Source organism: Micromonospora sp. NPDC047740, from assembly GCF_043204735.1.
GTDB lineage: Bacteria > Actinomycetota > Actinomycetes > Mycobacteriales > Micromonosporaceae > Micromonospora.
This window is the reverse complement of record NZ_JBIDCT010000030.1, coordinates 59,055-69,703: the sequence shown is the minus strand read 5'-3', so window position 1 is coordinate 69,703 and position 10,649 is coordinate 59,055. Positions and strand designations below refer to the sequence as shown.

Sequence of the window (10,649 nt, the reverse complement as noted above, 5' to 3'; positions counted from 1 at the left end):
CCCACCATCGGGCTGCCGCTTCCGCACCCGCTGCTGGAAAGCCCAGGACCACTGCGCCACCGAAGAACCCGCCCTGATCACCCGCGACGGCGGTACCCAACTCACCGCCTGCCACTACCCCGAACGCGGAGCACTGACCCAAGCCAAGGACGCCGCAGCGGGTTGATCGACCGGATCGGGTGTAACCGCCCCGCAGCGGGGTAGCCCGTGCCGCATGGAGCTGGTCGAGGAGTCGCCGTACCGGTTCCGGATCGACCGGCATGACCCGATGCGGGTCCCGGGGGTGATCTTCGCGTCCCGGTCGCTGCTGCCGGACGCCCGGGCGGACAAGTCGCTGGACCAGGTGGCGAACGTGGCCACCCTGCCCGGCATCGTCGGCGCCTCGTACGCCATGCCGGACATCCACTGGGGCTACGGCTTCCCGATCGGCGGGGTTGCCGCCACCGACGTCGAGGCGGGCGGGGTCGTCTCGCCCGGCGGCGTGGGCTTCGACATCTCCTGCGGCGTCCGGCTGCTCGCCGCGCACCTCAACCGCGACGAGCTCCGGCCCCGACTGGACGCGCTGATGGACGGCCTGGGGGAGGCCACCCCGCGCGGCATGGGCAAGGGCGCGGTGTGGCACCTGAACGACCGGGGCGAGCTCGACGCGGTGCTGCGCGGCGGCTCCCGCTACGCCGTCGAACGCGGCTACGGCGTGCAGCGGGACCTGGACCGCTGCGAGGACTACGGCGCGGTCAGCGACGCGAACCCGGCCCAGGTCAGCGACCGGGCGGTGGAGCGGGGCGCCGGCCAGGTCGGCAGCCTCGGCTCCGGCAACCACTTCCTCGAGGTGCAGGCCGTGGAGGAGGTGTACGACGAGGCGGTGGCCGGCGCATTCGGGCTGCGCACGGGCCAGGTCTGCGTGATGATCCACTGCGGGTCGCGGGGGCTGGGGCACCAGATCGCCACCGACTACATCCACACCATGGAGAAGGCGATGCCCCGGTACGGCATCCACGTGCCCGACCGGCAGCTCGCCTGCGCGCCGGTGTCGTCCCACGAGGGGCGTGCCTATCTCGGTGCGATGGCCGCCGCGGCGAACTACGCCCGGGCCAACCGGCAACTGCTGCACCACTCGGCCCGGCAGGTGTTCCAGCGGATCACCGGCGGCGACCTGGACCTGGTGTACGACGTCTCACACAACCTCGCGAAGATCGAGACCCACGGTGTCGACGGCGACCAGCGGCGGCTCTGCGTACACCGCAAGGGCGCCACCCGGGCGTTGCCGCCGGGACACCCGGACCTGCCGGAGGACCTACGCCCGGTCGGGCAGCCGGTGCTGATCCCCGGGTCGATGGGCACCGACTCGTACGTGCTGGTCGGGACACCGGGGGCACCCGCGTTCGCCTCCACCTGCCACGGCGCCGGCCGGACGCAGAGCCGCAAGCAGGCCACCAAGGCGGTCCGGGGGCACGATCCGCGCCGCGAGCTGGAGGCGCAGGACATCGCGGTCCGGGGCAAGTCCCGGAAGGGGCTGGCCGAGGAGATGCCCACCGCGTACAAGGACATCACCGCCGTCATCGAGGCCACCGAGGGGGCCGGGCTCTGCCGGCGAGTCGCCCGGCTCGTCCCGCTCGGCGTGGCGAAGGGCTGACCACACCCCGAGGGCTCGCCGGTCACACGTCCAGCGTGACCGCGCAGGACCAGCCGTCCTGGTCCGGGCCGAAGCGCAGCTCGTGCAGCGCCACCGCCTTGGGCACCGCACCGACCAGCTCCACCGCGTCGGTGTCCACCGTCCACCACCGCACCAGCAGCCCGCCGCCGTCGGCCGGGCGTACGTCGGTGGCCAGCGGCAGCACACCCGCGGTCTCCATCCGGAAGATCACCTCGTCGAGCACGGTGACCAGCATGTCCTCGTCGTTGCCCGGCGGCACGGAGAACTCGGTCTCGGCAGTGCCGTCCACGCCGGCCGGGTCGACGAAGGTGTCGACCAGGGCGCTCACCGCCTCGGCCACGCAGTCCTCCCGGTCGGGCGCCCACGCCTCGATCCGTACGTCGGCGGTGTGCGGCACGTTCCGGTGCCCCCGCGCCGGTCGTCTGCCCATCTCCGCTCCCATACCGGACGCCCGCAGCCACCGAACCGTACGCCGTCGCGGCGGGCGCGGTGCCGCTGCCACCGTACGCGACGGCGGCCGCCCGGCGCGGGCGCTTCCACCGACCCGCGGCAACGGACCGTCCCGGGCGAGCCGGCACGGCGTTGACGCCCGTGGATCGCCAACCCTAGCCTGGTTGCGGCCATGACCGTGACCGAGCCGCCGCCTCGGCGCGGCTCGACGCCCCGCCGGCGCCGCCTTCACCGAACCGATGGAAGGTAACGTGCAGCGCATGCTGTGGATCGCGGCCCACGAGGGGCGCGCAGCCTCCCGGTACGCCGTCGACCCGTACGGTCCCGACCTGTCCGGTGCGGACCGGGCCCGGGTGCTGCAGTGACCGGCCACGAGCGGGAGGGCACCAGGAGGCCGTTCGCGGCGGACGACCTGCCACCGGTCACGTTCGACGTCGACGTCCTGGTCGGCCGCTACGCCGATCGACCCGGGCCGGATGGCGACCCGGCCCAGGTACGTGCGGCGCTCGCCGCCAACGGCATCGCCGCGGCGGCCGTGGCCAGCCTGCGGGCGGCCCTGTTCGACGTGCCCAGCGGCAATGACGAGGTGGCCGCCCTCGCCGGGCCGGCCGTGCTGCCCGTGGGCGCGGTGGACCTGCGGGACCCGCTGGGTGCCGAGCGGGAGGTGGTCCGGCTCGCCGAGCGGGGCGTCCGGGCCGTTCGACTCTTCCCCGACGAGCAGCGGGTGGAGCCGGACTTCCCGTCCGTGCGGCACGTCGCCCGACGCGCCACCGAAGCCGGACTGGTGCTGCTGGCCGGCGGCGACGTACGCCGGTTCTGGCGGCCCCTGCGCGGCACGACCGTGGTCTTCCTCGACACGCACTTCTACCACCTGGGCGACTTCGTCGTGGCCGCCCGCGACGAGCCCGGCTTCCACACCTCGACCCGGCTGCTCAACTCCCCGGACGCCTTGGAGACGGTGGCCGCGCAGGTCGGCGTCGAGCGCCTGCTCTACGGCTCACGCACCCCGTTCCACGACGCCGTGGTGCCCCGACTGCGCCTGCGCCACTCCGATCTGGACCCGCTGGCGGTGGCGGCGGTGGCCGGCGGAAACGCCCGACGGATCCTCGGGGTGGCCGCATGACCTCTCCCGGCTCGACCTCGGCGTGAGCGGCCCCGCGCGGAGTGAGCGGACCGCCGGAGACTGTCGCACCGGCCAGCTACCGTGCCGGACATGATCGCCGACGATTCCGACGCCGTGACCGTCCTCTTTCATCGGATGATGCGCGCCGAGCTGCGCGCCGAGAAGGTGGGTGAGGACACCCTCGGCCGGACGGTCGACCTCGCCCGGTCCTGGGGCACCAGCCCCGCCGCCGACGCCCGCCTCGCCGTGGCGCTGCGCGAGCTGCACGGCGAGCCGGTCGACCCCGACGACCCGCGCCAGGTCGTCGACGAGGCCCGGTCGCTGGCCACGGCGAGCGGCCTGGCGCCGGAGCCGGATCTCCGGGGCGCCGGGATGGCCCGGTTCGTCGCCAACGTCCGGCGGCTGCGCCGCGGGGAGATCACCCGGGCCGAGTTCGAGGAGATCCTCGGCCCGGAGGCCGGGCGGGTCCGCTGGATCGAGGAGCCCGACCCCCGCTGGCCCGACGAGGACTGACGCCCTCCGTCGAGGCGGATGTCACCTCGCCGTCCACTCGTCGGTCGTACCGGGTGCGACGACCGACACGGGAGGGGACGATGTGGACCCACAGCAACAGATCAGCGAGGTGTACGCCGCCTCGGCGGCCCGCCTGGTGGCCCAGATGTACGCGATGACCGGCGACTACGCGGAGGCGCAGGACGTCGTGCAGGAGGCGTTCGTCCGGGCCCTGGCACGGCCCGGGCGCTTCCGGCTGGTGGAGAACCCGGAGGCGTGGCTGCGGACGGTGGCGTTGAACGTCGCCCGGTCCCGGCACCGGCGTCGGGTGGTCCTGGGGCGGATCGTCCGCTCCGGGCGGCTCGATCCGGCGCAGCACACCGCGCCGGCCCTGTCGCCGGACCACGTCGCCCTGGTGGCGGCGTTACAGCGGCTGCCTCGGCAGGCCCGGGAGACCGTGGTGCTGCACCACCTCGCCGACCTACCGGTGAGCGAGGTGGCGAACGCCCTGGGCTGCTCCGTGGAGGCCGTGAAGACCCGCCTGGTGCGGGCCCGCCGGGCCCTGGCCGACCACCTCGGCGACACCGGCCCCGACGACTCGGCGGAGCACGTCCGCGCCGATCAGACGACCTCCCCGACCTGTGCCGAGCGGGAGGTCCGTCATGCCTGAGCTGGACTTCGCCGGGCTGAACGTCGCCGCCCAGGCCGGCTTCAAGCCGCACTTCGAGCAGGTGGCCGCGCGTGCCCGGCGGCGACGCCAGCGACACCGAATCGTCACCGTCGCCGTGGTGGCCCTGTTGGCGACCGGCTCGGGGATCGCCGTCGCGGGCCGCCCCGCGCCCGAGCGTCCACCAGTGCCGGCTCCCGGCTTCGGCCCGGACCGCACCCCGGACTTCATCCCCACCCCGGGCCCCACGCGCACGCCCGGCCCGGGCCAGCAGGTCTCCACCGGACGCCCGGGAGCCGGTGATCTCAACCATGTATATCTGCGATACCACGAGTGCCGCGACGGGTGCCCGCCCCGTTGGGCGGGCACCGACGACGGAGGCCGGCACTGGCGTACCGGCGCGCTGCCGGTGCCGGACGACGCTCTGGTGGACCTGCGGGTGGTGGGACCCCGCACCCTGGTCGCCTGGTACCTGCCCCGGTCCAGCCCGGACAGTTCGCACGCCCGGTGGGCCGCCAGCCGCGACGGCGGGGCCACCTGGCGACAGGTCGAGGCGCGGCGGGTGGACGCGCTGCCGGCCGGGTGGCCGGTGCTGGCCCGTCAACCAGGCCCGGACCGCGAGGCGCTGGTCGCCGTGGACCCGGCCACCGGGGACGTCGCGCAGCTCGCCAACCGGTCCACGCTGCACAACGCGGCGACCGTGGCGAGCGCGCCGATCGGCGCCGGCCTCTGGGCCAGCGGCCGCACCGGGGAGAAGGTCGGCGACGGCGGTCGCGTGACCTGGTCCGGCAGCGCCGTCGAGGTCAGCCGGGACGGCGGCCGAACCTGGCGGCGGCACGAGTTCCCCGACGGGCTCACCGCCTCCGACGAGGTCGGCGGACCGGCGGTGGCCACCCAGGACGGTCGCACGGTCTACGCCGTCGGCCGGGTCCGGGGCGGCCTGGTGATCTGGCGCAGCGCGGACGGCGGCCGCACCTGGGCGCGTACCACGGGAACGGCCAAGGTCGGGGAGCGCACGATCCGAGCGGCGGTGCGGCCGGACGGGGTGCTGATGGTCCAGGCCGGTGTCACCGCCCGCGAGGACCCCCTGATGTTCAACAGTTCCGACGGCGGCGCGACGCTGCGTCCCGCGCCCCTCGGGCCGGGCGCCGACCCGCTGCCGGTGTCCGGCGGGTACGTCCAGACCGGCTGGCCGGACAGCACGGGTGCCTGGCTCTCCGCCGACGGCGTCACGTGGCGCTGGCTGGACCCGCCCACGCTGTGACCGGTGGGGGCTCCCCGGCGACTCCGGTCGCCCGGGAGCCCCCTCAGCTGGCCGCCGGCGCCACCGCGAAGACCGGCGCGTCGGCGGTCAGCACCGCCGACCGGACCGGTGCCCGCCACCGGTCCGCCACGGCCGAGGCCAGCTCGGCGAGCATCCGGGGCACCGTCTCGGCCCCGCCGTCGTGCAGCGCCTCGATCACCACGAGCACCTCCGTGGTGTCCTCGCGGACCGCCGACCAGCCGCTCTGCCGGTGCGTCCAGCGGCGGGAGTGCGCCCGGCCGGCCGAGTCCGCGAAGACCGTCTCGCCCGGCTCGGGGCGTTCGTCGTCCCCGCCGAGGGTCAGGTACGTCTCCGCGCCGGTGGCCGGCCGCACCGCCAGGTCCCCGCCGATCCGGTCGACGTCGAGGACAGCCACCGGCACGGCGTACCCGAGGGAGAGGGCGTTGCCCAGGTCGACCAGCGGGTGCAGCCGGGGCAGGCGGCCGTCGCGGCGGAAGCGGCGCAGCAGCGACTCGGCGGCGCACCGGTAGCGGGTCGGTGCCAGCCCCATCCGGGCGAAGGCCCGCCGCCACGCCTGGATCTCCGGGAATCCGCTCTCCGGACCGACGGCGAGGCGGGCCCGGGCGGCGTCGCCGTACCGGGTGAGCCACGGGCCGACGTCGGCGGTGGGGGTGATGCCGGTGACGTGCAGGACGCCGCAGGCCAGCTCGGGAAAGGTCGACCAGACCTGCGGATCGTGCCGGAAACGCACGGGAGACTCCTATCGGGCGGTGAGGGCCAGGCCGAGGCCCAGGGCGAGGAAGCTGCCGGCGAAGCCGCGCCGCAGCAGCGCGGTCAGCCGGGGCCGGGCCAGCACCCGGTGCCGGAGCGTGCCGGCCAGCACGCCGTACCCGGCGAAGACCACGAAGGTGGTCAGCATGAAGACCGTGCCGCAGGCCAGCATCCGGGCCGCCGCCGCGGGCGCGTCCGGGGGTACGAACTGCGGCAGGAATGCCACGAAGAACACGGTCACCTTCGGGTTGAGCAGGTTCACCAGCACCCCGTCGAGGATCAGCCGGGCGGTCGGGCGGGGCGGGGCGCCGTCGTCGAGCGGCAGTGGTCCCCGAGCGCGCAGCGCGGACCAGGCCATCCAGAGCAGGTAGGCCACGCCCAGCCAGGTCACCACCCGGAACGCCGGGGTGCCGGCGCGGAGCACAGCGGCCAGGCCGGTGACCGCGGCGGCCAGGTGCGGGACGAGGCTGACGGTGCAGCCGGCCGCGGCGACGAGTCCGGCGCGGCGGCCCGCGGCGAGCCCGGCGGAGAGCGTGTAGACCACTCCGGTGCCCGGGGTGGCCACCACGACCAGCGTGGTCAGCAGGAAGGCGATGCTCATGCGGTCCACCCTGCGGCCATAATGGTCCGATGGACAGGGCCAAAGCTGCGGAGGTCGAGGGGTCCATAGCGGCCGGCGCCGATTTCCTCCAGCTCGACGTCGGCGAGGCCCCGCCGGGCGGGCGCGCCGACTGGCTGGCCGGGCGGCTGCGGGCGGCCATCGCCGACGGCCGGGTGCCGGTGGGGGCTCGCCTGCCGGCCAGCCGGGTGCTCGCCGCCGAGCTGGGTGTGTCCCGGGGCGTGGTGACCGAGGCGTACCAACGATTGACCGAGGACGGTCACGTGGTGGGACGGGGCCGGGCCGGCACCGTCGTGGTGGCCACCCCCGCCGCAGTGGTCACCCGCGCGCCGGCGGCACCTGCCCGGGTCGGGGTGTTCGCCGACCAGCCCGACACCGACGTCTTCGACGCCCTGCGTACCGCCCCGGCGGAACTGGACCTGACGCCCGGCGTACCGGATCTGGCGGCCTTTCCCCGGGCGGCCTGGCTGCGCGCGGAACGGGCGGTGCTGCACCGCCTGGCGCCCGCCGCCTTCGGGTACGGCGACCCGACCGGAACCCCCGCGCTGCGGCTCGCGGTCGCCACCTGGCTGGCCCGCAACCGGGGCATCCGGGTCGACCCGGCCGAGGTGGTGATCGTCGCCGGGGTGTCCCAGGCGCTCGGCCTGCTCGCCCAGGTGCTGCACGGCGACGGCGTGCACACCGTCGCCGTGGAGGATCCCGGTTCCCTCGGCGTACGCCAGCACCTGCGCAACTGGCGGCTGGACACCCCGCCGGTGCCGGTCGACGCGCACGGGCTGCGGGTGGACCTGCTGGCGGCCAGCGGCGCCCCGGCGGTGATGCTCACCCCGGCGCACCAGTTCCCGACCGGGGTGGTGCTCGACGGTGACCGGCGCCGTCGGCTGCTGCGCTGGGCGCAGCGGGGCGGCCTGGTCATCGAGGACGACTACGACGCCGAGCACCGCTACGACCGCCCGCCGGTGCCGGCGCTGCGGGGCATGCTGCCCGAGCAGGTCTGCTACGCCGGCAGCGTCTCCAAGCTGCTCGCACCCGCGCTGCGGATCGGCTGGGTGCTGGTGCCGCAGCGGTACCACCCGGCGCTGGTGGCGGCCAAGCGGATGGCCGACCTGGGCAACGCCGCGCTGCCCCAACTGGTGCTCGCGGAGCTGATGGACTCCGGCGCGCTGGAGCGGCACCTGCGGCTGCTGCGCCGCCGGCACGTGCGCCGCCGGGACGCGATGATCCGGGCGGTCCGTGCGCACCTGCCCGGCGCGGTCGTGCACGGCGCCGCGGCCGGCCTGCACCTGCTGGTCACCCTCGACGGCGACGTCGACGACGTCGAGCTGGCCGCGGCGGCGCTGCGCCGGGGTGTCAAGGTGCAGCCGCTGTCCTGGCACGGGCAGCGGCCGCAGCCGCCCGGCCTGGTGCTCGGCTACGCCGCGAACGTCGCCAGCGACATCGACCGCGGCCTCGCCACCGTCGCTTCCGCCCTCCGCGACCTCCCCTGACCGCCGACCACCCCGCTCCCGCGACTACCCCGCTCCCGCGACCACCCCGCTCCCGCGACCACCCCGCTCCCGCGAACGCCCCGCCGGGACGCTCCCGTTGATCAAGAGCTCTGCGTCTCCGTAGTGATCAACATCGACGCAACCTCCTTGATCAACTGGGTGGGGCGGGCGATGGCGGGTGGTAGAGGGTGGTCAGGGCGGTGGCGGTGGTGGCGAGGTGGTCGCGCAGGGCGGTGGGGGAGAGGACCTCTACTTCGGCGCCGAGCCGCAGCAGTTCGCCGTGGGCGTGGGTGAGTGACTCGATCGGGATGACCGCCCGGACCCAGCCCCCCGCGTCGGGTGGGCCGGCGCTGGCGTCCACCGCGGCGATCACTGGGTCACTGGCGATCTCCCGCAGCCGTTCCCGGCCGCGCGGGGAGAGCCGGATGGTGGCCTCGTCCCGGTGCAGCCGGGCCCGGAAGTCCGCCACGTGCGTCCGCCACCAGCCGGGCAGGTCGAACTCGGGCCGCTCGAACGGCTCGTCGAGCGGGGTGAGGTCGAGGATCTGGTTGACCCGGTAGGTCGCCGGCTCGGTCCGGTCCGGCCGGGCGGCCACCACGTACCAGCGACCGCCCTTGAGCACCAGGCCGTAGGGCTCCAGCACCCGGGTCACCTCGCCGGTCCAGCTGCGGTAGCGGACCTCGATCCGGTGCTGCCGCCACACCGCCTCGGCCGCCGGCGCGAGGTACGGCGACGGGTCGCCGTCGGAATACCAGCCGGGGGTGTCCAGGTGGAAACGCTGTTGCAGCCGGGTTGCCCGGTCGGCCAGCGGGGGCGGCAACGCGGCCCGCAGCTTGAGTTGCAGGGTGGCCACCACCGACTGGTAGCCCAGTTCGGCGGCCGGCCCGGGCAGCCCGGCGAAGAGCAGCCGGTCGGCCTCCTCCGCGGTGAGCCCGGTCAGCCGGGTCCGCCAGCCGTCGACCAGGCGGTAGCCGCCGGCGTGGCCGGCCTCGCCGTACAGCGGGATGCCGGCGGCGTGCAGCGACTCGACGTCCCGGTAGATGGTGCGCACCGAGACCTCCAGGCGGCGCGCCAGCTCGGCGGCGGTGAGCCGGTCGTGGGCCTGGAGCAGCAGCAGGATCGACAGGAGGCGACTGGCTCGCATCCACTGACAGTAGCTGTCAGCGGAGTGGCCCTACCGTCCCGGCATGGCATTCCGAGACAAGGAGCTGACCGTGCCGGGGACCGTCGAGGTCGCCGGCCGGCACGTCAAGCGCTACCACATCGACCAGCCGGACCGCCGGCTCGAACCGGCCGTGATCGAGGCCGCGTACGCGTACCTGCCGAAGCTGCTGCCCGGGTCGGACGGCGGCACCCCGCCGGCGAGCTGGGTGGTGCTGCACCGGGGCGCGGACACCGGGGCCTACCTGCTGGCGTACAGCTGGTTCTTCGACAACGTGGTGGAGTGCCGGATCGCGATCGCCGGGCAGCCCGCGTTGGACTGCCCGGACGACGACCCCACGCACTTCATCCCACTGGACCGGCCCGGGGTGGGCTGCGTCTGGGAACTGGGCGTGCTGGAGCACGAGCGGGCCGCCTGGGTCCGCCACCTGCTCGCGCCGGACCGGCCCGACCTGGCCGGATACCTGGCCGACTTCCGGGCCGAGGGGCCGGTGGGACGCTGATGGGCGACTTCGACTTCCTCGTGGGCAGCTGGGACGTGGCCAGCCGGCGGCTGCACAAGCGGCACGTGGGCAGCGACGACTGGGACGAGTTCCCCGGCACGACGGTCGCGCACCGGTTCTTCGACGGCGCGGGCAGCTTCGACGAGATCCGCTTCCCGACCCGCGGGTTCTCCGGATCCACGGTGCGGATCCTCGACCCGTCGACCGGGCTCTGGTCGATCTACTGGATGAACAGCCGCCGAGGCGTCCTCGAACTGCCGCCCGTGGTGGGCCGGTTCGTCGACGGCGTCGGCACCTTCTACGCCGACGACACCGACGAGGGGCGGCCGGTCCGCTGCCGGTTCATCTGGTCCGGCATCACCCCCACGTCCTGCCGCTGGGAGCAGGCGTTCTCCACCGACGGCGAGCGCACCTGGGAGACGAACTGGATCATGGAGTTTGCGCGTGCCCGCTAGCGT

General features: G+C 75.0%; 12 protein-coding genes and 1 pseudogene. 9 read left to right on the top strand and 4 right to left on the bottom strand.

Translation table 11 applies throughout. The features are described from left to right. Positions 1 to 166, top strand: a pseudogene (locus ACGF4F_RS34990) (dipeptide/oligopeptide/nickel ABC transporter ATP-binding protein); the annotation flags it as partial. A gap of 48 nt (positions 167 to 214) precedes the next feature. Next, positions 215 to 1,633, top strand: a complete 1,419-nt coding sequence (locus tag ACGF4F_RS34985; RefSeq protein ID WP_393084512.1) for an RtcB family protein — start codon at positions 215 to 217, stop codon at positions 1,631 to 1,633. 22 nt (positions 1,634 to 1,655) lie between these two features. On the opposite strand, the gene ACGF4F_RS34980 is transcribed toward ACGF4F_RS34985, so the two are convergent. Further along, positions 1,656 to 2,084, bottom strand: coding sequence for an archease (locus tag ACGF4F_RS34980; protein ID WP_393084509.1), 429 nt, complete (start codon positions 2,082 to 2,084; stop codon positions 1,656 to 1,658). A 381-nt stretch (positions 2,085 to 2,465) separates the two neighbouring features. Here ACGF4F_RS34980 and ACGF4F_RS34975 point away from each other — a divergent pair, with 381 nt between their 5' ends. The 4 genes from ACGF4F_RS34975 (at position 2,466) to ACGF4F_RS34960 (ending at position 5,650) form a co-directional block, all read left to right on the top strand. Next, positions 2,466 to 3,227, top strand: coding sequence for a hypothetical protein (locus ACGF4F_RS34975; protein WP_393084506.1), 762 nt, complete (start codon positions 2,466 to 2,468; stop codon positions 3,225 to 3,227). A gap of 90 nt (positions 3,228 to 3,317) precedes the next feature. After that, positions 3,318 to 3,740, top strand: coding sequence for a hypothetical protein (locus tag ACGF4F_RS34970; RefSeq protein WP_357444973.1), 423 nt, complete (start codon positions 3,318 to 3,320; stop codon positions 3,738 to 3,740). Positions 3,741 to 3,822: 82 nt separating this feature from the next. Next, a complete protein-coding gene (locus ACGF4F_RS34965) occupies positions 3,823 to 4,389 on the top strand; it encodes a SigE family RNA polymerase sigma factor (RefSeq protein WP_357444976.1) in 567 nt (188 codons plus the stop codon). Further along, positions 4,382 to 5,650, top strand: coding sequence for a WD40/YVTN/BNR-like repeat-containing protein (locus ACGF4F_RS34960; RefSeq protein WP_393084502.1), 1,269 nt, complete (start codon positions 4,382 to 4,384; stop codon positions 5,648 to 5,650). Before ACGF4F_RS34965 ends, ACGF4F_RS34960 begins: the two co-directional genes overlap by 8 nt. 43 nt (positions 5,651 to 5,693) lie before the next feature. Here the strand turns inward: ACGF4F_RS34960 and ACGF4F_RS34955 are convergent, their stop codons facing one another. Further along, positions 5,694 to 6,401: a B3/4 domain-containing protein gene (locus ACGF4F_RS34955; RefSeq protein WP_393084499.1), complete on the bottom strand. Its 708-nt coding sequence runs from the start codon at positions 6,399 to 6,401 to the stop codon at positions 5,694 to 5,696. A 9-nt stretch (positions 6,402 to 6,410) separates the two neighbouring features. Continuing rightward, positions 6,411 to 7,022: a LysE family translocator gene (locus ACGF4F_RS34950; protein WP_393084496.1), complete on the bottom strand. Its 612-nt coding sequence runs from the start codon at positions 7,020 to 7,022 to the stop codon at positions 6,411 to 6,413. A 29-nt stretch (positions 7,023 to 7,051) separates the two neighbouring features. Here ACGF4F_RS34950 and ACGF4F_RS34945 point away from each other — a divergent pair, with 29 nt between their 5' ends. Continuing rightward, positions 7,052 to 8,527: a PLP-dependent aminotransferase family protein gene (locus ACGF4F_RS34945; protein ID WP_393084493.1), complete on the top strand. Its 1,476-nt coding sequence runs from the start codon at positions 7,052 to 7,054 to the stop codon at positions 8,525 to 8,527. A 151-nt stretch (positions 8,528 to 8,678) separates the two neighbouring features. Here the strand turns inward: ACGF4F_RS34945 and ACGF4F_RS34940 are convergent, their stop codons facing one another. Continuing rightward, positions 8,679 to 9,671 (bottom strand): helix-turn-helix transcriptional regulator, encoded by a 993-nt coding sequence (locus ACGF4F_RS34940; protein WP_393084490.1) that lies wholly within the window; start codon positions 9,669 to 9,671, stop codon positions 8,679 to 8,681. 43 nt (positions 9,672 to 9,714) lie between these two features. Here ACGF4F_RS34940 and ACGF4F_RS34935 point away from each other — a divergent pair, with 43 nt between their 5' ends. Together ACGF4F_RS34935 and ACGF4F_RS34930 are read left to right on the top strand one after the other, a co-directional pair. Further along, positions 9,715 to 10,191, top strand: coding sequence for a hypothetical protein (locus tag ACGF4F_RS34935; protein ID WP_357444994.1), 477 nt, complete (start codon positions 9,715 to 9,717; stop codon positions 10,189 to 10,191). Continuing rightward, entirely contained in the window at positions 10,191 to 10,646 is a 456-nt protein-coding gene (locus tag ACGF4F_RS34930) for a hypothetical protein (RefSeq protein WP_357444997.1), read from the top strand. Before ACGF4F_RS34935 ends, ACGF4F_RS34930 begins: the two co-directional genes overlap by 1 nt. Positions 10,647 to 10,649 lie beyond the last annotated feature (3 nt).

Coding starts and splice junctions, on each gene's coding strand:
- ACGF4F_RS34935 (WP_357444994.1), top strand. CDS start 9,715: ATGGCATTCCGAGACAAGGAGCTGACCGTGCCGGGGACCGTCGAGGTC.
- ACGF4F_RS34960 (WP_393084502.1), top strand. CDS start 4,382: ATGCCTGAGCTGGACTTCGCCGGGCTGAACGTCGCCGCCCAGGCCGGC.
- ACGF4F_RS34950 (WP_393084496.1), bottom strand. CDS start 7,022: ATGAGCATCGCCTTCCTGCTGACCACGCTGGTCGTGGTGGCCACCCCG.
- ACGF4F_RS34970 (WP_357444973.1), top strand. CDS start 3,318: ATGATCGCCGACGATTCCGACGCCGTGACCGTCCTCTTTCATCGGATG.
- ACGF4F_RS34985 (WP_393084512.1), top strand. CDS start 215: ATGGAGCTGGTCGAGGAGTCGCCGTACCGGTTCCGGATCGACCGGCAT.
- ACGF4F_RS34940 (WP_393084490.1), bottom strand. CDS start 9,671: ATGCGAGCCAGTCGCCTCCTGTCGATCCTGCTGCTGCTCCAGGCCCAC.
- ACGF4F_RS34980 (WP_393084509.1), bottom strand. CDS start 2,084: ATGGGCAGACGACCGGCGCGGGGGCACCGGAACGTGCCGCACACCGCC.
- ACGF4F_RS34945 (WP_393084493.1), top strand. CDS start 7,052: ATGGACAGGGCCAAAGCTGCGGAGGTCGAGGGGTCCATAGCGGCCGGC.
- ACGF4F_RS34930 (WP_357444997.1), top strand. CDS start 10,191: ATGGGCGACTTCGACTTCCTCGTGGGCAGCTGGGACGTGGCCAGCCGG.